General features: G+C 42.3%; 24 protein-coding genes. 16 read left to right on the plus strand and 8 right to left on the minus strand.

Annotated elements, in window-relative coordinates:
• Positions 1-127: 127 nt before the first annotated feature.
• Positions 128-1,087, plus strand: a complete 960-nt coding sequence (hscB, locus tag DK428_RS08385) for a Fe-S protein assembly co-chaperone HscB (protein ID WP_050332811.1) — start codon at positions 128-130, stop codon at positions 1,085-1,087.
• A 22-nt stretch (positions 1,088-1,109) separates the two neighbouring features.
• A complete protein-coding gene (locus DK428_RS08390; protein WP_005700939.1) occupies positions 1,110-1,400 on the plus strand; it encodes a chaperone modulator CbpM in 291 nt (96 codons plus the stop codon).
• A gap of 282 nt (positions 1,401-1,682) precedes the next feature.
• On the opposite strand, the gene lysS is transcribed toward DK428_RS08390, so the two are convergent.
• The 3 genes from lysS to DK428_RS08405 form a co-directional block, all read right to left on the minus strand.
• The gene (gene lysS / locus DK428_RS08395) at positions 1,683-3,191 is read right to left on the minus strand and encodes a lysine--tRNA ligase (RefSeq protein ID WP_109063619.1); all 1,509 of its coding nucleotides are present in this window, start codon (positions 3,189-3,191) and stop codon (positions 1,683-1,685) included.
• A gap of 55 nt (positions 3,192-3,246) precedes the next feature.
• A protein-coding gene (prfB, locus tag DK428_RS08400; RefSeq protein ID WP_109063620.1) for a peptide chain release factor 2 occupies positions 3,247-4,345 on the minus strand; the annotation gives its coding sequence in 2 pieces (ribosomal slippage) (positions 3,247-4,269 and positions 4,271-4,345; 1,098 coding nt in all).
• Between the two features lie 139 nt (positions 4,346-4,484).
• Complete coding sequence (locus DK428_RS08405; protein WP_109063621.1) at positions 4,485-4,955, minus strand: preprotein translocase; 471 nt, start codon at positions 4,953-4,955, stop codon at positions 4,485-4,487.
• A 198-nt stretch (positions 4,956-5,153) separates the two neighbouring features.
• Here DK428_RS08405 and dsbC point away from each other — a divergent pair, with 198 nt between their 5' ends.
• The 14 genes from dsbC to DK428_RS08480 all read left to right on the plus strand — a co-directional run bounded on the left by dsbC (position 5,154) and on the right by DK428_RS08480 (position 17,902).
• A complete protein-coding gene (gene dsbC, locus DK428_RS08410; protein WP_109063622.1) occupies positions 5,154-5,837 on the plus strand; it encodes a bifunctional protein-disulfide isomerase/oxidoreductase DsbC in 684 nt (227 codons plus the stop codon).
• 13 nt (positions 5,838-5,850) lie between these two features.
• Complete coding sequence (gene recJ / locus DK428_RS08415; RefSeq protein WP_109063623.1) at positions 5,851-7,584, plus strand: single-stranded-DNA-specific exonuclease RecJ; 1,734 nt, start codon at positions 5,851-5,853, stop codon at positions 7,582-7,584.
• 8 nt (positions 7,585-7,592) lie between these two features.
• Entirely contained in the window at positions 7,593-8,264 is a 672-nt protein-coding gene (locus DK428_RS08420; RefSeq protein WP_109063624.1) for a thiol:disulfide interchange protein DsbA/DsbL, read from the plus strand.
• Between the two features lie 12 nt (positions 8,265-8,276).
• On the plus strand, positions 8,277-8,969 hold the full coding sequence (locus DK428_RS08425) for a 5'-methylthioadenosine/adenosylhomocysteine nucleosidase (RefSeq protein WP_109063625.1): 693 nt from the start codon (positions 8,277-8,279) through the stop codon (positions 8,967-8,969).
• Positions 8,970-9,129: 160 nt separating this feature from the next.
• Positions 9,130-9,825: a DUF4198 domain-containing protein gene (locus DK428_RS08430; protein ID WP_109063626.1), complete on the plus strand. Its 696-nt coding sequence runs from the start codon at positions 9,130-9,132 to the stop codon at positions 9,823-9,825.
• Positions 9,826-9,831: 6 nt separating this feature from the next.
• Positions 9,832-10,338 carry a hypothetical protein gene (locus DK428_RS08435; protein ID WP_109063627.1) on the plus strand — a complete coding sequence of 169 codons (507 nt, stop codon included), beginning with the start codon at positions 9,832-9,834 and terminating at the stop codon, positions 10,336-10,338.
• Positions 10,338-10,991: a cobalt transporter CbiM gene (gene cbiM / locus DK428_RS08440; protein ID WP_109063628.1), complete on the plus strand. Its 654-nt coding sequence runs from the start codon at positions 10,338-10,340 to the stop codon at positions 10,989-10,991. The genes DK428_RS08435 and cbiM overlap by 1 nt, the downstream gene beginning before the upstream one ends.
• On the plus strand, positions 10,988-11,653 hold the full coding sequence (locus DK428_RS08445; protein WP_109063629.1) for an energy-coupling factor transporter transmembrane component T family protein: 666 nt from the start codon (positions 10,988-10,990) through the stop codon (positions 11,651-11,653). The genes cbiM and DK428_RS08445 overlap by 4 nt, the downstream gene beginning before the upstream one ends.
• The gene (locus DK428_RS08450; protein ID WP_109063630.1) at positions 11,650-12,273 is read left to right on the plus strand and encodes an energy-coupling factor ABC transporter ATP-binding protein; all 624 of its coding nucleotides are present in this window, start codon (positions 11,650-11,652) and stop codon (positions 12,271-12,273) included. Before DK428_RS08445 ends, DK428_RS08450 begins: the two co-directional genes overlap by 4 nt.
• Positions 12,274-12,339: 66 nt before the next feature.
• Positions 12,340-13,146: a hydrogenase nickel incorporation protein HypB gene (hypB, locus tag DK428_RS08455; protein ID WP_109063631.1), complete on the plus strand. Its 807-nt coding sequence runs from the start codon at positions 12,340-12,342 to the stop codon at positions 13,144-13,146.
• 15 nt (positions 13,147-13,161) lie between these two features.
• Positions 13,162-14,274, plus strand: a complete 1,113-nt coding sequence (gene hypD, locus DK428_RS08460) for a hydrogenase formation protein HypD (RefSeq protein WP_109063632.1) — start codon at positions 13,162-13,164, stop codon at positions 14,272-14,274.
• Positions 14,274-15,287 (plus strand): hydrogenase expression/formation protein HypE, encoded by a 1,014-nt coding sequence (hypE, locus tag DK428_RS08465; RefSeq protein ID WP_109063633.1) that lies wholly within the window; start codon positions 14,274-14,276, stop codon positions 15,285-15,287. The genes hypD and hypE overlap by 1 nt, the downstream gene beginning before the upstream one ends.
• Before the next feature lie 188 nt (positions 15,288-15,475).
• A complete protein-coding gene (locus DK428_RS08470) occupies positions 15,476-17,014 on the plus strand; it encodes a pentapeptide repeat-containing protein (RefSeq protein WP_109063634.1) in 1,539 nt (512 codons plus the stop codon).
• Between the two features lie 588 nt (positions 17,015-17,602).
• On the plus strand, positions 17,603-17,902 hold the full coding sequence (locus DK428_RS08480) for a helix-hairpin-helix domain-containing protein (protein WP_109063636.1): 300 nt from the start codon (positions 17,603-17,605) through the stop codon (positions 17,900-17,902).
• A gap of 137 nt (positions 17,903-18,039) precedes the next feature.
• Here DK428_RS08480 and DK428_RS08485 read toward each other — a convergent pair whose 3' ends face one another.
• The 5 genes from DK428_RS08485 to DK428_RS08505 form a co-directional block, all read right to left on the minus strand.
• Entirely contained in the window at positions 18,040-18,861 is an 822-nt protein-coding gene (locus DK428_RS08485; protein ID WP_204352571.1) for a hypothetical protein, read from the minus strand.
• Between the two features lie 162 nt (positions 18,862-19,023).
• On the minus strand, positions 19,024-19,509 hold the full coding sequence (locus DK428_RS08490; RefSeq protein ID WP_109063637.1) for an enoyl-CoA hydratase: 486 nt from the start codon (positions 19,507-19,509) through the stop codon (positions 19,024-19,026).
• 300 nt (positions 19,510-19,809) lie between these two features.
• Positions 19,810-20,631, minus strand: coding sequence for an aminoglycoside 6-adenylyltransferase (locus tag DK428_RS08495; RefSeq protein ID WP_109063638.1), 822 nt, complete (start codon positions 20,629-20,631; stop codon positions 19,810-19,812).
• Positions 20,632-20,968: 337 nt separating this feature from the next.
• Complete coding sequence (locus DK428_RS08500) at positions 20,969-22,054, minus strand: hypothetical protein (RefSeq protein WP_109063639.1); 1,086 nt, start codon at positions 22,052-22,054, stop codon at positions 20,969-20,971.
• A gap of 155 nt (positions 22,055-22,209) precedes the next feature.
• Positions 22,210-23,025 (minus strand): shikimate 5-dehydrogenase, encoded by an 816-nt coding sequence (locus DK428_RS08505; RefSeq protein WP_109089986.1) that lies wholly within the window; start codon positions 23,023-23,025, stop codon positions 22,210-22,212.
• Between the last annotated feature and the right edge of the window lie 60 nt (positions 23,026-23,085).

Genomic DNA, 23,085 nt, shown 5'->3' on the forward strand with positions numbered 1-23,085 from the left:
ATTGTTATTATATTAAACAGAACAAAATTTACTCAAATTATGATGAGTCCATTTGTTGTTGCTTGTGAGTGAGGAACGACAACAACGATAAACCGAATGACAAACATTAACATTTAAAAGGATAACTATGGCAAAACAAACCTATTATGAGGTGTTGGGAGTTGAAAAAAACGCCGACCTCGACAGCATTAAAAAAGCGTATCGAAAATTGGTGCGTAAATATCACCCTGATGTGAGTAAAGATCCTGATGCAGTGCAGAAAACCGCGGAGGTGAACGAAGCCTATGAAACCTTAAAAGATCCGCAAAAACGGGCAGAATATGACGAAATGTTGGCAAACCCGTTTGGTCGGGCGCAAGCTCAGGGTAACCCATTTGAAGGTGCTTACGGCAATGCCAACGGTTTCCGCCACTATGAGTTCCATTCTGGTGACGGCGAGCCGTTCGGACAAGAAGATTTTCATTTTGAAGATCTGTTCTCTGCCTTCGGGCGCGGGGGACAGCAACAATCCCGTACTCGCCAAACAGGGCCAATGAAAGGTGAAGATCAGTACGCAGAACTCAGTATTGACATTGCCGCCGCTTATGACGGCACGGAGCGTTCTTTGAGTTTAAATGTGCCAACCATTGACGACTATGGAAGAATTATCCAACAAAATAAAACCTTAAATGTGAAAATTCCAAAAGGTATTACCGAAGGACAGCAAATCCGTTTGGCGCGCCAAGGTTTACCCGGTATTAACGGCGGCGAAAACGGCGATTTGTATTTGAAAATTCGTTTCCATGAACGCCCTGATCTTTATGTAAAAAATAAAAAAGACGTTTGTCAAACTATTGACGTGTTTCCGTGGCAGGCAGCATTAGGTGGTAAGATTCAGGTTACTACCCTTGGCGGACGCCTACAAATTAACTTACCGGCAAACAGTCAAAACGGTAAAAGCATCCGCTTGAAAGGTAAAGGCATTCCGGCCAAAGAGGCAGGCGACTTATATTTAAATATTCGTATTGTAGTGCCGACCATCGAGAATGATGCCGACCGTGTTGCATGGGAGCAATTAGCGGCACACTTTACTGCCAAACAGGTATAAGACAGAATAAGGAATTGAAATGATGAATCAAGATATTGATATTAAATTGAGCTTTAATGAAATGTTGAAAGTGTGTTCTGCTGATCGCCAGTGGCTACTGGAATTGATAGAAGAAGGCGTGATTTCTGTGGATGGGCGTCCCGAGCAGGCGGTTTTCAGCGGTTTCCAAATGGCTCGTGTGCGCCGCGCTCACCGCTTAAGCCATGACTTTGATGCCAGCATCCCCGCTTTAAGCCTCATCATGCGTCTGTTAGACGAAGTAGAAGAACTTCGTAAACAAACTCGCCCGATTTCATTACTGGATGAGCGTTAAAAAAACATTGGAAAAAATTACTTACAAATCACAGAGGTGACTTGTTCGCCCCTTGGGGCCGTTAGTAAAGCCAGCGTTCGAAATTCAATGGATTTTGTGACCGCACTTGAAAAAAGTGCGGTGCTTTTTTGGGACGTTTTTCTGGAGAGTCTCTTCGGCAGTGAGATTCGAGCAATGGATTAAGAGCCTAATGTATTATTTTTTAAGCGCCTACTTGTCAGTGATCGTTCGATAGAGGGAAAAAAAGGAAGTCGATTGACTTCCTTTTAGATTTTATTCGGATTATTTCTGACGCATCGCCGGGAACAAAATCACATCACGGATGGATGGGGCATTGGCATAAAGCATGGCTAAGCGGTCGATACCCAAGCCTTCACCGGCAGTTGGTGGAAGACCGTGTTCAAGGGCCACAACGAAATCTTCGTCTTTAAACATCGCTTCGTCATCACCGGCTTCTTTGGCGGCCACTTGGGCGTCAAAACGTTCATTTTGATCTTCGGCATCGTTTAATTCGGAGAAACCGTTGCCGATTTCACGGCCACCGATGAAGAGTTCAAAGCGATCTGTCACTTCCGGGTTTTCATCGTTACGACGTGCCAACGGTGAAATTTCCGCCGGGTGAGCCATTAAGAAAGTCGGTTGAATTAAATGATGTTCCGCCACTTCTTCAAAAATCGCATTGACAATGCTACCCAAGCCCCAAGATTTTTGTACTTCAATACCTAAACGTTTTGCCGCAGCTTTGGCGCGCTCTAAGTCATATAAATCTTCTTTCACGATGCCTTTTTCCGCACCATATTTAATGGTGGCATCGTGTAACGTGATACGCTCGAACGGCTTACCGAAGTCAAATTCGTATTCGCCGTATTTCACAATGGTTGTGCCTAAAATATCGATGGCAAGTTTACGCAACAGTTCTTCGGTGTTATCCATTAAATCGTGGTAATCGGCATAGGCTTGGTAGTATTCAAGCATGGTAAATTCCGGATTGTGACGAACGGATACGCCTTCATTACGGAAGTTGCGGTTAAGTTCAAATACGCGTTCAAAGCCGCCGACCACTAAGCGTTTTAAATAAAGCTCAGGGGCGATACGCAAGTACATATCCACGTCTAATGCGTTGTGGTGCGTCACAAACGGACGCGCCGCCGCGCCGCCCGGGATCACTTGTAACATCGGGGTTTCGACTTCCATGAAGCCTTTGGAAATGAAATATTCACGGATACCGGCAACCACTTGGGAGCGAATCATAAAAGTGCGGCGGGAGTCCTCGTTAGCAATTAAATCTAAATAACGTTGACGATAACGCACTTCTTGGTCGGTTAATCCGTGGAATTTATCCGGCAACGGACGCAACGCTTTTGTAAGCAATTGCACTTCAGTTGCTTTGACGGTGAGTTCGTTGGTTTTGGTTTTAAATAATGTGCCTTTTACGCCCACGATATCGCCTAAATCCCACGCGCCGACATCATCTTTGTAAACGCCTTCAGGCAAGTTATCGCGCGCTACATAAAGCTGAATGCGTCCGCTCATGTCTTGTAATGTGATGAAGGTGGCTTTACCCATGGCGCGGCGGGTCATGATACGGCCGGCGACAGCAACTTCAATATGTTTTTCTTTTAATGCTTCACCGTCTTCTGCTTCATATTGATCATGTAATGCTTTAGCTAACGAATCACGGCGGAATCGGTTCGGGAAGGCATTGCCTTTGGCGCGCAAGGCCGCGAGTTTTTCACGGCGTACTAACATTTCACCGTTGACATCTAACTCTTTTACTTCTTGTTCTGACATTTTATTTACCTTTAATTTTCAATTTTAAAAAACGTTTTTAAAAACGACCGCACTTTTACAATCCGGCTTTGAGACTGGCTTCAATAAACCGATCCAAGTCGCCGTCTAACACTGCTTGCGTATTCCGATTTTCTACGCCGGTGCGCAAATCTTTAATACGGGAATCATCCAACACATAAGAACGAATTTGGCTACCCCAGCCGATGTCGGATTTATTATCTTCCATGGCTTGTTTGTCGGCATTTTTCTTTTGCAATTCCAATTCGTACAACTTCGCTTTAAGTTGTTTCATTGCCTGATCTTTGTTCTTGTGTTGGGAGCGGTCGTTCTGACATTGCACCACGATACCGCTTGGCATGTGGGTGATTCGCACCGCACTTTCGGTTTTGTTCACGTGCTGACCGCCCGCACCGGAGGCACGATACACGTCAATACGCAAATCGGCAGGATTGATTTCGATATCAATATCGTCGTCAATTTCAGGATAGACGAAAGCGGCGCTGAATGAGGTATGGCGACGGTTATTGGAGTCGAATGGGCTTTTGCGCACCAAACGGTGAATGCCGGTTTCCGTGCGTAGCCAACCGAATGCGTATTCGCCGCTAACACGAATGGTAGCAGATTTAACACCGGCCACATCTCCATCGGAGACTTCCATTAATTCGGTTTTGAATCCTTTGCTTTCCGCCCAACGCAAATACATACGAAGTAACATTTCTGTCCAGTCTTGCGCTTCGGTACCGCCGGAGCCTGCTTGCAAATCTACATAACAATCGCAGGCATCGTGTTCTCCGCTGAACATACGGCGGAATTCCAGTTTGGCGAGTTGTTGTTCCAGTTCGTTTAATTCGGCAACGGCTTCGTTGAAGGTGGCTTCGTCTTCCGCTTCGACGGCCAGTTCCAACAAACCGTCTACATCTTCCAAGCCTTGCTCTAAATTTTTAATGGTGTTAACTACCTGTTCTAAAGAAACACGTTCTTTGCCGAGTGCCTGTGCTTTGTCTGCGTCGTTCCATACATCAGGCTGTTCCAATTCGGCATTGACTTCTTCTAAACGATCCGTTTTGGCGTCGAAGTCAAAGATACCCCCGAAGCACCGAAGTGCGGTCGGTTAAATCGGTGATTTTATTTTTGATAGGATTAATTTCAAACATGATAATTAAATGTGTTTAAAGACTAAATTAAGTGCGGGATTATAAGGGATTTTGCGGGGATTTGGTAGGTGATGACATAATAAAAAACCTTATTCATAAGGAATGAATAAGGTTTTAAATTTACTTTATTAGAAATGAATTATTCGTCAGCAGGGAATTTTTCTTCTAATTGATCTGCTAATTTGTCAATGGCATCCTCTTTTGCGTTTGCTTTTGCGACAGCTTCAGGAACTTTACCGGCATTGTCAGTAGATGGTGCTTTGACTTGAGATAAAATTAGTTGAGCTACTTCTTTTTCAGCATTCACATATTCTTTATACATAGCAACAAGTGGTGAAACTTCTTCACTTTTAATGCCTAATGCTTCTAATTCAGCTACATGTTCTGCTGCTTTTTTATCAAATTCTGCAACAGCAGTTTCAGTTGCAGCCGCATTGCTACTTGCAGAGGCGGTAGCAATTGCATCAAAACTAGTTTCAAGTTTTTGGCCGGCTGTTTCTTGCCAAGCTTTAAATTTTTTCACTTCTTCAGCTTGTTGAGACGCAGCGAATGCGCTAACGGAAACTAATGTGAGTGCAGATACTGCAGCGACTTTGAAAAGTTTTTTCATTAGGATTACCTCTTTATTGAGTAAATTTAAAATGTAAAGTTGTTGTACAAGAAAGCCTGTACGTTTTTTAGAATAAAAAAAAACTGAGTGCAATAGTCAAGTATTTTTATTAGATTTAGTATGATGTTATCGATTTTGCATAACGCACCAATTACTTTTATAATTCGCACTCATTTTCACAATTTAGGAACAATAGAAATGAAAAAAATTATTACCGCACTTTCTCTTTTGGCAATTTCTGTGGGGGCAACCGCAAGCGATGCTGCGTTGAAAAGTAAGTTGGAAAAATTAGGTGCAAAAGATATTGATATTCAAACTTCGCCGATTAAAGGGTTGAAAACCGTAGTGAGTGATCAAGGTATTTTCTATGCCAGTGAAGACGGCGAATATTTACTCCAAGGCAAAATCTACAAGTTAACCGATAAAGGCATTAGCAACGTGTCCAACAAAGTGTTGACGGATAAATTGAACGCATTAAAAGGCGAAATGATTGTTTATCCGGCAAAAAATGAAAAACATGTTGTCACTGTATTTATGGACATTACTTGCCATTACTGCCATTTATTACACCAACAAATCAAAGAATATAACGATTTAGGTATTACCATTCGTTACTTAGCGTTTCCACGCTCCGGCGCCAGTGGTCAAACGGCAGGTCAAATGGAAGCGATTTTTGCAGCGAAAGATCCGGTATTTGCATTAAATGAAGCGGAAAAAGGTAATCTTCCGAAAGAATTAAAAACCCCGAATATCGTGAAAAAACACTATATGCTTGGCGTTCAATTTGGCGTTGGCGGTACACCAACCATTATCACCAGCGAAGGTGAAACGATCGGCGGTTATTTAAAACCGGCAGACTTGTTGGCTGAATTAGAAGGTTAATTCAGGTTTAGCCGTGCATAAACTCATCCTACGGCGCGAAATGCCAAGCGGCAATCCCATTTGTGACGATCCATTATTGGATCGTCTTTATCGTTCCCGCCATATTAAAAATAGCCAAGAATTAGACCGCACTTTGGCCTCTATGCATAACCCCAATTTGATGTCGGGTGTGGATAGTGCGGTAAAATTGTTGGTTGAGGCCTACCAAAAGCAACAGCGCATTGTGATTGTCGGCGATTTTGACGCAGATGGTGCCACCAGCACAGCATTGGCAGTGTTAGCCTTGCGTCAACTGGGTTTTGTCAACGTAACCTATTTAGTACCGAATCGTTTTGAGCAAGGTTATGGGTTAAGTGTTGCCGTTGCGCAAGAGGCTTTGGCGCTTGATGTTGAGCTGCTAATTACCGTAGATAACGGCGTATCTTCCCATGAGGGCGTGGCGTTTTTAAAAACACAAGGCGTGAAGGTGATTGTTACCGATCACCACTTGCCGCCGCAAACGCTGCCGAACGCCGATGCCATTGTGAATCCAAATCTTGCCCATTGCGGTTTTCCGTCAAAAAATCTTGCCGGCGTGGGGGTCACTTTTTATCTTATGCTTGCCTTGCGTGCAAAATTCCGTGAACTGGGTTTTTTTGCCGTCAACAATCAACCGAATTTCACGGAATTGTTAGATTTGGTGGCGCTTGGTACGGTGTCTGATGTGGTGCCGTTGGATCAAAATAATCGCATTTTAGTGTATCAAGGCATTGCCCGCATTCGTGCCGAACGTTGTCGTTATGGCATTCGTGCATTGGCAGAGGTGGCAAGACGTGATGTTTCCCGTTTTGTAGCCTCCGATTTGGGCTTTTCCATTGGCCCCCGTTTAAATGCGGCAGGGCGTTTGGATAATATGTCCGTCGGAGTTGAACTTTTATTGGCAGAAAATATGGAATCGGCCCGTGCTTTAGCGTTAGAATTAGACGGTTTAAATCAGGCGCGCAGAGAAATTGAGCAAGGTATGAAACTGGAAGCGTTAAGTATCTGCCAAAATTTGTTTGCAAATTCCACCGCACTTGAAAGGGAAACGCCTCATTGCATCGTGTTGTATCAATCGGATTGGCATTTAGGCGTGCTAGGGATTGTGGCGTCCCGCATTAAAGATCAGTTTCATCGTCCGGTAATTGCCTTTGCACAAGAACAGGAAGGTATTTTAAAAGGTTCTGCCCGATCGGTTCCGGGGTTGCATATTCGTGACGTGTTGGAGCGGGTTTATTCGCAACACCCTGATATGATTTTAAAATTCGGCGGTCATGCGATGGCGGCGGGCTTAAGTATACCTGAAGCCGCTTTGGCGGATTTTCAACGTATTTTTAATCAGACCGTCAGTGAGTTGTTGTCGCAAGATCAGCTACAAGGGACGATTTGGACGGACGGCGAATTAAGCGCGGATTTGTTAAATCTCGCTACGGCGGAGACTTTACAGCAGGGCGGTCCTTGGGGACAGGCGTTTCCCGAACCGATGTTTGACGGAGAGTTTAAGATTTTACAACAGCGTTTAGTAGGCGAAAAACACTTAAAAATGATGGTGGAGCCTAAACTGGGCGGACCATTATTAGACGCTATCGCCTTTAATGTAGATACGCGGTATTATCCTGATTTATCAATAAAAAACGCGAAACTGGTGTACAAATTAGACATCAACGAGTTTCGCGGCAATCGAGGTGTCCAGTTACTAGTGGATTATATTGAACCTTTAGGAAATTAGTACAAACCATGTTACGGGTCGGGTTATTAATCATATTATTATGTATTGGTAATGTTGCCTTCACGCAACATGGCGAGCCATTTTCTAGCGATTCTCCACGACAACTATTAGATGATGACACTACTCAATTTGAAGACGGCAAAGACTATTTTTCTTATGTAGAGCCCGTTTCATTGCCACCACGTCTCGATAAAGTTCTCATTGAGTTTTTCTTCGATTATGACTGTCGCGTATGTTCTTCCGCACAAGATGTGTTGGAACTCTATGTGCAAATTAATCGGGATAAGGTCGCATTGGTAGAACATCCCGTCGCCACTGCCAAAGCCCGTTTTTCTGCCAGTGTATTTTATAGTCTGCAACATTTAGAGGCCGAACATGTTTCATCGGCTTTGATGTTTGAAACGGCGGAAAAACCTAATTATATTCGCTTATCAAAAATGGATAATTTATTGCCTTGGTTGGAAACACAAGGCATTGAGCGCAATAGATTTTTACAGGTTTATCATTCGGAAAAAGTAAAGCGCGATGTGGATTACGCCATTCATTTAACGGAAGATTATGGCGTGTTTACTTTCCCTTATGTGGTGATCAACGGCAAATATGTGTTGACCGCCAGCACCTTATATAACGATGATTACACCCTTGCGGTGTTGGATTATTTAATTAATAAAAAAGAGTAGTTAAGGAAACAAATGAAAATCGGTATTGTGGGCGCCATGGCGCAGGAAGTGGATATTTTAGTGAATTTAATGACCGATAAAAACGTCACAAAATTAGCGGCATGCACTATTTATGAAGGTAATATTCAGGGTAAACAAGTTGCCTTATTGCAATCCGGTATCGGCAAAGTTGCCGCCGCCATGGGAACGACAGCCTTATTGCAATTAATCAAACCGGACATTGTAATTAATACCGGTTCCGCCGGTGGCGTGGCTGAAGGATTAAGTGTCGGGGATGTTATTGTCTCCACTGAAACCCAATATCACGATGCTGATGTTACCGCTTTCGGTTATGCCAAAGGACAGCTTCCTGCATGCCCCGTCACTTTTGTTTCCGATGCAGAATTAGTTGAATTGGCGGAACAAACTGCCCAACAGTTAGGGCAGCATGTAAAACGCGGTTTGATTTGCTCCGGCGATAGCTTTATTCAAGGCGGTGAACGTTTAGCACAAATCAAGCAGGATTTCCCGAATGTCATTGCTGTGGAAATGGAGGCGGCTGCAATCGCGCAAGTTTGCCACGCTTTTAACGTGCCATTCGTGGTCGTGCGCGCCATTTCCGATGCGGGTGACGGCAAAGCCAATATGTCTTTTGAAGAATTTCTTCCGCTCGCCGCCAAACAATCCTCCGCCATGGTTGTTGCTATGTTGGCACAATTGAATTAACTATTTTCTCTCTCCGCGTGCAGTATTAGCGCATGCGGAATCTATTTTCCTCTTCATCTATCTTACTCATTTTTCGTATATTTTTTTTAAAACACTTGACTCTAAAGTCGCTTCAGATTTTATCATTGGATAAAATTCAACGATAACCAGGAGAGATCAAATGAAATTTCTAAAAACAAGTGTAATTTGTACCGCACTTTTCGCCGCATCTATTGCCAATGCCCACAACGTATGGCTAGAACCTGTCAAGGAGGCTAATTCTGCCGGACAATATGTCGTGAAATTCGGTCATGAACAGACCGAAACTTACCCTGAACACAAATTGAAAGCCGTTAAGTTGCTAGATAATCAAGGCAACGTTTCTAACGCAACATATCAATTCAAAGAAGGCGAAGCCTATCTCAATGCCGATAAAGCATCACTAGTGTTTATCCGTTTTGATAACGGCGTTTGGTCAAAATTGCCAAGCGGCAAATATGTAGAAAAAACTAAACAACAAGAACCAACCGCCGTATCTTCTGTGAATCCGGTGAAATTCGGTAAAGCCGTATTACACTGGGACGAGCAAGCAACGAAAGCACATGGCATGGAATATGAACTGGTGCCACAAGCGCAACCAAAAGCCGGAAAACCGTTGCAGATTTTAGTGTTGCATAAAGGTAACCCGGTGAAAGACATTAAAGTGGGATTGGGTGAAGACGCGCCGTTTAACTTAACTAACGACAAAGGCATTGCTGAATTTACTCCGCAGGCAGGTTACAACAAAGTTTGGGCGGAATTTGAAGAAAAGGTGAAAAGCAATCCGGATTACGATCGCCGCTCTGTAGAATATATGCTGACCTTTGATGCTCAGTAGGCAACAATGCAAAAAACGTTGCGTATTCTGACCGCACTTTTCCCCTTGTTATTGTCTGCCCCTCATGCCTTGGCGCACGCACTTTATGTGTTTGCCCAGTATGATGGGCAGGCCGTAACAGGGAAATCCTACTATTCCGATATGACCCCCGCCGCCGAAACCTATGTGGAGGTGGTACGCCATGGGGAAAATCAGCCGTTGTTGACGGGGAAAACCGACAATAACGGTTATTTTCACCTTCCGTTAAAAGCAGAACCGAATATCGTTTTAAAAGTGGTGGTAGAAGGGGAAGAAGGTCATCGCGCAACGGTGGTGGCGGATCGCATCACCGCGAAGCCAAGCTCGGCAAATCAAACGAGCGATGAAAGTTTGCTGTTACTGCGTGGCGATATTGCACAGTTGCGCGATAAAATTTATCTGCACGATATTTTAGGGGGCATCGGTTACATTGTGGGCATTGCAGGCATTGCTGCTTGGTTAAAAGCCCGCAAATTAAGAAAAGGACATCAATAATGCATTTATCGGAAGGTGTATTGCATACACCGGTGTTATTGGCAGGCGTTGCTTTAGCCGCGATTGGTGTTGCTGTCGGATTGCGCCGTTTGGATAGCGAACGTTTGCCTTTGACTGCGTTGTTTGCTGCGGCTTTTTTCGTTGCCGGTACCATTCATGTGCCCGTAGGCATCGGTAGCGTTCACTTGATTTTAAATGGCATGGCAGGGCTGTTTCTTGGTTGGGCGGTATTCCCGGCCTTTCTGATTGCCTTGTTATTACAGGTGCTGTTTTTTTCCTTCGGTGGCTTTGCCGTATTGGGCGTAAACTTGTGTGTGATGGCGTTGCCGGCAGTGGCGGCGCATTACTTATTACGGGGCTATTTGCAGCCTGACATGGGGTTCATGGCGAAACTGTTCACTGGTGTGGGTGCCGGCGTAATTGGCGTAGGCGGCGCGGGGGCGTTAGCCTCTCTTGTCTTGGCGTTGGACGGTGGCAAACATTATCAGGATTTAATCGCCTTGTTGTTGCTGTCTCATCTGCCTGTATTCGTGTTGGATAGCATTATCAGCTACGGCGTGATTTCCCTACTCGGTAAAATGTATCCCGCTGCGTTACAACCTGTTGTTGGCTCACCGAAAACCCTTGGCTACAACGAACGGTGTGAGCAATGATCTCCGCTTTTCAGCGTTTTTTTACACCGCACTTTTTTGCACCTCACTTGCGCCTGATTTACCTATTCCTTTGGGGGGTGGTGATCAGCGCCTTGTCGAAGCTCTCCTTGTTGCTATGGTTAAACGGAATCACCCTAATCTTATTGGTGAACTTGATTTATCGTAGTCGAGATCCTTATTTTCCTTATCTAAAACGCTGGCTGGTATTCAACATTTTTACTTTATTGCTTTGGGTGACATTGAGTTGGCGTATTGGCGCTGATGGTGTTGAACTTAACCCGTCAGGCATGGATACGGCACTGTTAATCAGTTTACGCATGAACCTGTTGTTGTTTTCGTTATGGTTGTTGCTGTGGAAAATGAACGATGCAGTGTTGGTACAAGCCATCGGTAAATTGCCGTTGCCGCCCAAGCTGATTTGGTTGTTTGTATTGACGGTGCGCTATATTGCGCTGTTAGGCGAATTACGACAGAAAATGGATTTGGCGATGCGTGCACGGGGTTATCATGGGGGATGTAATCGACGCACTTTATATGTCACTGCGCAACGGGTAGCTCTCTTATTGGTTCATGCTTTACTCAAAGCCGAAACAGCGCAAATCGCCCTTAAATGTCGTGGTTTTCGTTTCGGCGAAAAAACGAAATTAAGTGGGGAAAAATGACGGTTTTACAAGTCAATGGATTGCAAATTAAACGGGGTGAACGACGGATTATTGATAATCTGTCTTTTCAAATTGAAGCAGAACAACGTTTTTTCGTGCAGGGAGGAATCGGTACAGGGAAAACCACCTTATTGCTTGCTTTGTTAGGCTTTGTGCCTGTTACTCGCGGAGAGATTCGTCTATTCGGGCAGTTGTGTCGGGAAGAAAAAGATTTTGCGCCTTTTCGTGGCACCGTGGGGCTTTGTTTTCAGCACGCCGATGATCAACTTTTTGGCCCCACCGTACTGGATGATGTTGCCTTTGGTCCATTAAATCAAGGCTTGCCGCGTCAGCAGGCGTATGCTGTTGCTTTGCAGCAACTGGAACGCCTAGGTATTGCTCATTTGCAGGATCGCACCGTACATACCTTGTCCGGCGGGGAAAAAAATTTCACGGCGTTGGCGGGTGTGTTGGCGATGCAACCGAAAATGTTACTGTTAGACGAGCCGACTAACGGATTGGATCGTAAAAATACCGAAAAACTGACCGCACTTTTGCGCGACTTGTCGTTGCCTATGCTGGTGGCGTCTCATCATCGGGGCTTTACCGCGCAATTGGCGGACGATATTCTGACTTTATGATCTCAATCAAAACCCCACATGGATGTTGTGCTATCCTTAGCATGTTCTTATTTTAAGGGGGATATTATGTGTACGACTTGTGGTTGTGGTCATCCGGAACAGGTCAGAATTGGTGAAGTCGAGCATTCTCATCATGATCATGACGGCACAAAAAGTGCGGTCAAAAATCCAAACTTTTCTCATTTCAAATTTCATGCGGCGGAATCATCTTCCGATGCAACTGAAACGCAAAAACGTCTGTTAAAAGTAGAGCAGGATGTCTTAGGTAAAAATAATCAAATCGCGGCGCACAATCGCTTTCTTTTCCAGCAACAACATATTCTTGCACTGAATTTGGTGTCTAGCCCGGGTTCCGGCAAAACTACTTTACTCACCACCACGTTAAACGCGCTGAAAAATGACCGCACTTGCTATGTCATTGAAGGCGATCAACAAACAGAAAATGATGCGGATCGTATTCGCGCCACCGGTGTGGCGGCGATTCAAGTAAATACCGGCAAAGGGTGCCATTTAGATGCACAAATGATCAACGACGCGTTGTTCAAACTTGAACCGAAACAAAACAGTCTGCTGTTTATCGAAAACGTGGGCAATCTGGTTTGTCCGTCAGAATTTGATTTAGGCGAAAAAGCCAAAGTAGTGATTTTGTCGGTCACTGAAGGTGAAGACAAACCGCTGAAATACCCGCACATGTTTGCAGCGTCTAAGTTAATGATTTTAAATAAAATCGACTTGTTGCCGTACCTTAATTTTGATGTGAAAAAATGTATTGCTTACGCCAAACAGGTGAATCCACAAATTGAAGTGATTCAACTTTCTGCGACCACCGGCGAAGGCTTAAAGGCTTGGTTGGATTGGTTACAGGCACAATAAGGATTGTGAAACAAAATGCAGTTTATTGATGAGTTTCGTGATCCGAAATTAGCCAAAAGTTTAGTCAATCGCCTGAATGAATTAATGGCGAAATTGCCGCAATATACGGCGGAAAATCCGCTCTATTTAATGGAAGTTTGCGGTGGGCATACGCATACCATTTTTAAATTCGGTTTAGATCGTTTGTTGCCGAAAAGCATTGAATTTATTCACGGACCCGGTTGTCCAGTGTGCGTCTTGCCGATGGGACGCATTGATGTGTGCATTGAAATTGCGCAGAAATCGGATGTGATTTTTTGCACCTTTGGCGATGCTATGCGCGTGAAAGGGCGTCGAGGTTCCTTGTTGGAAGCCAAAGCGAAAGGTGCTGACGTGCGAATCGTGTATTCACCGTTGGATGCGATGAATATCGCAGTGAACAATCCTGACAAAAAAGTGGTGTTCTTTTCTCTTGGTTTTGAAACCACCATGCCGAGTGCCGCGGTGACTTTGCAGCAGGCGAATAAATTAAATATTCAAAATTTCTGGGTGGTCTGCCAAAACATTACCATCATTCCAACGCTACATAGTTTGCTTTCACAAGATTATGTAAAAATTGACGGCTTCCTTGCCCCGGGGCATGTGAGCATGGTGATCGGTACTTCGCCTTATCAATCCATTGTGGATAAATACCACAAACCTTTCGTCATCACGGGCTTTGAGCCGTTAGATATTTTGCAAGCCATCGTCATGTTGGTGCAGCAATTTGTGGACGGGCGTTGCGAAATTGAAAATCAATATAAACGTATCGTGCATTCCGAAGGTAACCTGCTAGCTCAACAAGCCATGCGTGAAGTGTTCCAACTGAAAAAATCCAGCGAATGGCGCGGCTTGGGTGAAATTGAAGAGTCGGGTGTAGAACTAACCGATGCTTATAAACGCTTTGATGCGGAAGTGTATTTCCACACCCAACCGCAACAAGTGGCGGATGACCCAAATTCTCGTTGCGGCGACGTGCTCACCGGCAAATGCAAACCTTCAGATTGCCCGTTATTTGGCACGCAATGTAACCCGGACAATGCCTATGGCGCTTTAATGGTGTCCTCGGAAGGGGCGTGTGCCGCCTACTATCAATATCGGAGAGAATAATGACAGATTTCATCACCATGGCGCACGGCAACGGCGGCGGTGCCATGCAAAAACTCATTCAGGACTATTTCGTCGAAGCTTTTGATAATCCCATTCTTGCGCAAGGGGAAGACCAAGCGCGTTTGCCCTTAGCAGAGCTCATGGCTCAAGGGGAACAACTTTCTTTTAGTACCGACAGTTTCGTTATCGACCCGATTTTCTTTCCCGGTGGCAATATCGGCAAACTTGCCGTATGCGGCACGTTAAATGATGTGGCAGTGTGTGGCGCCGTGCCGAAATATCTCTCTTGCGGTTTTATTTTAGAAGAAGGCTTGCTCTTAGCCGAACTCAAAGACATCATCCAAGCTATGGCAGAAGCGTGCCAAGCTGCCGGTGTGCAAGTGGTGACGGGCGACACCAAAGTGGTGCAAAAAGGCGCGGTGGATAAAATCTTCATTAACACCAGTGGCATTGGCGTCATCCCGCAAGGCATCGATTGGGGTATGCACCGTATTGAAGCGGGCGACAAGATTATCGTCAGTGGCACTATCGGTGAACACGGTGCAACCATTCTTAATTTGCGCGAAAACCTGGGTATTCAAACGGATCTCAAAAGCGATTGCGCGGTTCTTGCGCCCCTCATCGATTTATTGCGCCCCATTGAGGGCGTAAAAGCCGTACGCGATGCCACCCGTGGCGGGGTGAATGCGGTGTTGCACGAATTCGCCTCAGCTCAACAATTAGGCATGCAAATCAACGAAGACGATTTACCCATCCGTCCGGAAGTACGCGGCATTTGCGAATTGCTTGGGTTAGAAGCCTTAAACTTTGCGAACGAAGGCAAACTGGTGATCATCGCTTCCCCCGAAAAAACGCCTGAAATTCTGACCGCACTTCATTCCCATGAATTAGGTAAAAATGCCGCCGTGATTGGTGAAGTGACCACGGATAAAAAAGTAAGATTATTAGGTAGTTTCGGTCAGTCAAGGTTGCTGGATTTGCCGATGAATGAGCCGTTGCCAAGGATTTGTTAGGTTGTTCTACTTTCTTGCTTGTGCAAGAAAGTAGCAAAGAACACACCTTATCGATAGCGTGGGGCTGGCGCTTACTCTAGACGAAAAAGAGGGGTAAGTGTCTCATACTTGAATCTAAAGGAATTATCTGTAGGGACTAACCTACCTAAAAATAGGTGAGTTTTATAAATATCTAAGGATGATATGAAATGAATAAGTATTTAGAAAAAACATGTCTTAAAGTACCAAATCATTACAAAGTACTGCAAATGGGAGGTTTATCCTGTATTTTAGCAATTTTAATTTACTATATAGTAAATAAATATACTCCTGAACTATTCCGGATAAATGGATTTTGGACTTTAGCAATCCTCATAATCTCTGCTCCGGTTGCATTTATTATTTGGCATTTTAGAGATCAAAATGTAAATCATCAGATTGAGAATCAAAGGAAAGATATTAACTTAAAAGAGTTCCAGAAGCTTGCAGAGTGGGTGAGTGGAATTAATTTAATTGAAGATAAATTCATAGAAAAGGAAAAAAAGGAAAAAAATGAGGAAGATATTATAGAAATAAGCAGAGAGTATATTAGACCTTCGCAAGATAGAAGTATTTATACAATTAGTAAAACTGATAGCGCTATAGCATTACAAGTATCTGCGATTTATAGCTTATTGCCTTTTTATAGAGGAGATTATGGAGATTCTTTTAGAACATCGTCTTTAAATTTATTGTTATCTTTGTGGAAGATTTTGCAAAACGATGAGTTGTCTCAATTGATTTATTTAAGGAATGAGTTCGTAGAATTAGTTAATAGAACTAAAAGTTATAATGGTAGTGGGAATATATTGAGTGATTATAATGGAGTTATTTATCATTTGAAAGAAAAGGCTCATAGTCCGATAGGTATAGCAATTACTCAGGTTTTATTATCTGATGGTGGAACTAATTTAATTAAATTTCCAGAGGTTTTCCCTGGTCTTTGTTTAGCTGGTATGGATTTTAAATTACCCGGATTAAAACCTGAAGTCTTAGATATATTTAGTTGTATAGATGATTATTCAAATATAAATTTACAGGGTGCCAATTTAGTTGGAGCAAAATTTAAAGGTAAGTTCATTTTTAGTGATCTGTCTGGAGCTAACTTAACAGATGCTAATATTCTTAAAGGTAGTAATTTTGAGGGTTCATTTTTTACAAAATCTGAATTAACTAATATTAATATTGAAGATTCGAATTTTAATGATTCATATGTATTATATTCTATATTGTCCGGTAAGGTTTCAATGTCTTCATTTAAAAGTAGTTTCTTAATTGGAAATAATATGGATAATTTAGATGTTGATAAGTCAGATTTTTCAGGTGGAATATTTGAAAATTCTTTGCTATCAGGATGCAGTTTTAAATATACAGATTTAAGAAAAGTATTTTTTGGCAGTGAGCGCTTTCAAAAAAGCGAGTATATAAATTTATTTAATTTTCCTAAATCATTTTATGGTTCTATAATTAATTATGATAATTTACTTGAATTGGAAAAGGCTGATGAAGAAATAAAAATGAAACTCTCTAATGGTGGGTTAATTTATTTGTTTTATGATAATAAGAATTTTAGTTATGTTCCATGTCAGAGGATTTCTTTAAAGAACGATAATGAATGCTATGATTATATTATAGAAAGTGAGAGGGTTCTGGATGTGGAAAAGATAAAAAATAATAATCCATCTTGGAAAATTGAGATTCAGCAATAATATTTATAATTAATAGATTGTGGCTCCTGATAGCACCTCCAATAGCTCTCCCCTCCCTGCGTGTGCTGTAATTTTATGATGGTTCAAGCGTTCACGCGTGGACCCAAAGAAGCACCAGCGTGGACGCTGGCGCTATCAAAGGGGCCGTTGCCGAGGATTTGTTAGGTTGTTCTACTTTCTTGCTTGTGCAAGAAAGTAGCAAAGAACACACCTTATCGATAGCGCGCGTCTCCCGACGCGTGCTAAAAACAAAAGATAAGGCACGCGTCGGGAGACGTGCGCCATCAGAGAACTCGCCACTGCGAGGCTCAAACAAAGCAAAATTTTCCTAAAAATGCCAAGTCGTTCGGGCAATTCATACGGGGCTTGTTTTATTTGAGCGTTATTGACGAAAAGGGTTAGGTGGAATTTGGAATTGTTTTTTATGTGAAAAACATTGGGGATTTCGACCGCACTTCTAGATTTTTGTTTGGTAGGGACAGACTTTATGTCTGTCCTTATTTATATCATCAGATTATCGGACAGGCATAAAGCCTGTCCCTACGAAAGTCCAAACGATCATATTGGTACTAGAGGGAGCCATAAAACATGAACCCATCCAAAGTCCAACGGGATAAATTACACCAACTGACGAATTTGCCGAATGTAGGCAAGGCAGTTGCGGAAGATTTGCGGAAACTGGGGATTAACACACCGCAGGATTTGTTAGGGCGTGATGCCTATGCCATGTATTACACACTTTGCGAATTAACCGATATGCAGCATGATCCTTGTATGATAGACGTCTTTTTATCTTTAACTGATTTTATCCAAGGAAACGATCCGAAGCCTTGGTCGGCGTTTACCGCACAGCGTAAGGCTTATTTATCGCAATTAAACAGACAATAACGGCATTTGTTTTGATGCGATTATCTTTTACTGACGCGTGCCTTATTTCTAGTTTTCAGCACGCGTCAGGAGACGCGCGCTATCGAGGGAAAGCCCCGGCGTCCACGCCGGGGCTGTTGGAGGCGACAAGAGGAAATTTATTTTGACAATTTTTTGATTAATATCCCATTTTCATTAAAGTCTTGTTCAATATTTTTCTGATGGTTTACGTATGATTTTATTTTGCCATTTGGATAAAAATATTTTGTATAAATAAAATTAGTGTTTTTAAGATAATTTACGCTTTCTAGTGTCCCTTGTTCATCATAATTTTCATAAAGATCTTCCTTTACTCCATTTTGCACCGTTATATAGTGTTTTTGAGTTGGTTTTCCGTTGGTGTAGGAAATATAATTAACGTCCGAAAATATCCCCAATACTTCGTTAAACTTATCGGTGTCTATATAAAGCCTCTCTACTTTTCCTTTGTCAAAAGCCACCTTAATTTCATTATTTATATCATCCCATAAGCGATATTGTTTAATGTAACTTGGCGTACCTGTGGTTTCATAGTAATGATCTATTGTAATCCAGCGCTCCTCTCCGTTTTTTATAAATTTAATTATCTCCTTTTTGTGGTGGTTTTTAGGCGGTCTGGGTTTTATGTCGCCAGAGTATTCTTTCTCATAAAATAGCGTCTTTCCATCTGCAGTATTGGTACGTTTATAAATATCATATAGGGGTAACCCAAGTTCGGGTTCGTATTCTCCCGTTGCTTTAATGTCAAATTGATAAGATAACTCTAAACTCCCTGTCTGTTTCCCGGTTAAGTCCGGTCTAGGGGAATAAGTTTTGGTTACTTGGTTATCTTCTTTAATTTTATTTTGCTTTTTTGTTGAATTGACTAATTCAACACCTATCGTTTCAAATGAAATGATGATAGTCATAAAAAATAAGGCAAAATTTTTTAATATTTTCATAAATGTTTTTTTCTCCTATGGTTCCAATAGCGCACGCTTCCCAGCCTGTGCTGTAACCATATGGTATTTTAGATACACGCTAGGAAACGCGCTATTGATGGCATGAATCTCGGCGTTATTAGGAACTATGAGGTGGTTTTACTACATCACCGATTTGGATATTTATCCCCGCCTAAAAATCACGGCCAAATCATTCGGGCTAAATCGCCATCCGTCTAGGTCACCTTCAGCCAATGCGTTATAGCACCATTCGGAACAAAAATATTTTGACCGTTTTTGTTTGATACCAATCACTATGCCGATAGCTCCCCACCAGTCGTATTTCATGCCTTTCGTTTGGAAGAAATAATTCAAGATTTGGTTCGGATCTGCGTTACGTAATTCAATTAAGTCCCACTTGCCGCTCATCATGTCGATTTCTTTACAGCGCACACCGCCATCTTGTACAGACGACGAAAAGCATTGGTATATTGTCTCCTGTTTATGGTGGTCGCCACCGGTGGGTTTAATTTTCTCAATAACAAGCTCACAATGGGAATATTTGCCCTTTGTAAGAAAGCGTGTTATTGCGTCAGTCGCCGCTTTTAGCGGTTCTTTTCGAAAAGAACGTTTGTGTTTGTATAACGCCAAATAAACTTTATCAGTCATATTGTAATCCTCCGGTAGGTTATTCATTTGTTTGCTAGTATCGCGATAAATTGTCTGTATTTGCTCAAGCGTTAAATTTTCGTGCCGAAACTTATATTTCCCCCTCTGTCGGTACATGTTTATAAGCGCTATTTATAATCATCAATGTTATCAAAATACCTCTAAAAAACTACCGCACTTTACGCATTTTTTCTTGCATAATCTGCCGCTCCCCGATAGCGCACGCTTCCCAGCGTGTGCTGTAACACATTGATATCAGGGAACGCGTTAGGAAATATGCGCCATCTCTAGCGCTGAAAATCAATCTATCAGTTCTAACTTTTCCTTGGTATATTCCAGCATCTTTTCTGCTGTTTCTTTGTCATAGGAGAAGCCGGTTTTGTGAGAAAAGGACTGGGCTTCTTGGTGGAAGAATATTTGGGTAGCCAACAGGGATTGAGTGAGATTCTCTTGGTTGGAGAAGTCAAACAGCGCTACGAGAGCCTTCTCTTTTTCAGCAGGCAAATACTGAAAGAGGTATTTGTAATTTTTGCCGACATCTACCGATCCCTTATCTGCTGCTACCTGCCAGGCTAAAAGTTTGAGCAATTCTTTCTGACAAATTTCATAGAGATGATCCGCGGCATAGATTAATTGATGGCGGCGAATGCCTTTGACCACATAGGCTGATACCCACCAAAATTCATTGCAGGATTTTTCAAAATCAGTCGCAGTCGCTGGTGCCGTCCAATAGCGTTGGGGAGCAGGCGCATGGGCCTGAAAGAGCCCGTGAGGGTCGGTCAGCACTGTGAAATCCGCTTCGCTATCCAGCCACTCTTTAATATGTTCCTTGGGACAGAGAGTCAGATCAATCCGATTGCCATCTTCAAAGAGCATAAGAAAGAGCCGGCGATGTTCTAGGGAAATATGCTGCTCAATCATCCGTTTACCAAACCGGTCTAGCCAAGCGAGGTCGTCTACGAGACTATCCAAATTTTCTACGAGGTAGACCACATCATAGTCTTGGAACTCATCCTTTAATGCCTTGGGAGTGGCCCGCGAACCGGACAAGGCGACGGCGTCAACTTGCAAGACCTTGGCGGTTTGTAAAATCACATCAAGTATTTCAGTTTCAGTTCTCATGTAACCCCTCCGATGGAGCATCGATAGCGCGCGTCTCCCGACGCGTGCTAAAAACAAAAGATAAGGCTCGCGTCGGGAGACGCGCGCCATCGGAGTGGCTCAAACAAAGCGAAATTTTCCTAAAAATGCCAAGTCGTTCGGGCAATTTATACGAAGTTCGTTTTATTTGAGCGTTATTAGTTAAAAAGTGTGGTGGGATTTTAGATTGTTTTTTGCAGTGAAAAACGTTTGGGATTTCAACCACACTTTTGTACTTTAAATTCCGTGATGGTTCAAAAGCGTCCACGCTTGTACCCAAAGAAGCACCGGCGTGTGCGCTGGCGCTATTGGAGATAATTTAGGATAAATTATCATTTTTCTCTTTGCTGCTGTTTTCTTCACATTTAACGTCACCTTGATATAGTTCAATATTTTTATTTGATATTTCATAATACTTTAGGTACTGTTGAGGTGCCTTGTTATCTTCAGTAAAGATATATTTTTCTCCAGAATTAAACATTAATTTCACACAATAAATATTAGTTCCCTTAACTGGATTGCTTAGCTTTATCCCTTGTTTTGAAATAAATTCCGTATCTATAATATAAGGTTTGGTCGTTTTATCGACCTTACCTAAAATAGAAAGTAATGTATAGCTAAAATTAGTCTCGAATAATTGAGATGGGGCTGTTATAGAAAATATTGTTAATGTAATTGAGAAAAGAATTTTAGGCAAGATGTCTTTAAATTTCCGATCTTTTATATCTATAGTTATAAAATTTCCTAATACACTAGAAAATATCATTGAAAGCATTATAAATAAAATGTAATTATCTGTATGGTTATAAGAGGCTTTGTATATAAAATAAAAGGGTGTGAATATAAATATTATTGGATATATTAAAATTGCTATATGAGTTAGGACGCGAAATATTAATGAATCTGGATAATATTTTTTGATTTTTTTATAGATTGAATATGATAGGTATCCCCAAGTTAATGTTATTAAAACTGGATTGAACCAAATAGAATAGTAATTGTTTTCTTTGTTTTTACATATATAGTAGTGCAGTAGTAGAAACAAAAATGTTACAATGTTTAGAATGTAATTTAGTATCAATGGGTTGGATTTTTTGTTTATTCTATTTTTATTATTTTCTTCTTTTAAAATATAAATATTCATAAATGAAAGGAAATGAGATAGGAACCATATGTAAAAAATAAATATAAACCAAGATAATGATATTGATGCAAAATCTGTTACTGTAAAAGATGATAATAAACTTACATGATTTATTGATTTTAAGTAGATAAATGCCGTGACTCCGCCTAATAATATACTTGCCATTGATATAATAGGCAAAATAACATTAACTATGTTATATATGCTTTGGTAGTTATTATGTTGGTTAAGAATTTTTACATTTCTTCTCATTATAATCATAGTTTATTCCTTATTTTTCCTCTGATAGCTCACGATTCCCAGTCCGATAGCGCACGCTTCCCAGCGTGTGCTGTAACTTCTTGAGATTAAAGGCACAGGTTATGAAACGTGCGCCAGCAAGATATTTAAAAAACACTTCCAATCCCCACCGCACTTTACGCATTTTTTCTTGCATAATCTGCCGCTTCGGCAATAAGTTCTTCGCTTGGTCTTTTACCGGTGTAGAGTTCGAATTGCTCAACAGCTTGTAACACAATCACTTCGGCGCCGGAGATGGTTTGTTTACCTAAGGATTGGGCGGTTTTGATTAATGGCGTGTTGGCAGGTTGGGCAACCACATCAAATGCGGTTTTGGCTTGACGGATCATGGCTTCCGGGAAGGCGAGATCGAATGCCTCTTTGCCACCTTTCATGCCGATTGGTGTAACGTTAATGAGAATGTCTGCAGTTTGTTTGTCGAGAGAAGATATGTAATCGTAGCCATAAAGTGCGGCTAAATATTTGCCTGTTTTTTCGTTGCGGGCGAAGATGTTGAGTTTTTCAAAGCCTGAATACTTAAACGCCGCCACGACCGCTTTTGCCATGCCACCACTGCCGTGCACGATCACGCGGTCGTTCTTATTTAATTGGTATTTCTCGATAAGCTTAACAATGGCCATGTAGTCGGTGTTGTAGGCGCGTAAAACACCGTTGTCATTGACGATAGTATTGACCGATTCAATGGCTTGCGCGGAGGGTGAGATCTCGTCTAAAAACGGCATGCAACTTTCTTTGAACGGCATAGACACAGCACTTCCACGAATGCCTAAGGCACGAATGCCTTTTACGGCGTGTTCGATATCGTTAGTGGTGAAGGCTTTGTAAATGAAATTCAAGCCGAGTTTTTGATAAAGATAATTGTGAAATGTGGTGCCGAAGTTGCCGGGACGACCGGAGAGGGACATACAGAGTTGGGTATCTTTGTTAAGCATAGGAAGCCTCCCGTTTATAGATAAAGAAATGATGTGATGAGTATAGCAGATGGCAGGTAA

Origin of the sequence: Aggregatibacter kilianii, from assembly GCF_003130255.1 — a bacterium.
GTDB classification, from domain to species: Bacteria; Pseudomonadota; Gammaproteobacteria; order Enterobacterales; family Pasteurellaceae; genus Aggregatibacter; species Aggregatibacter kilianii.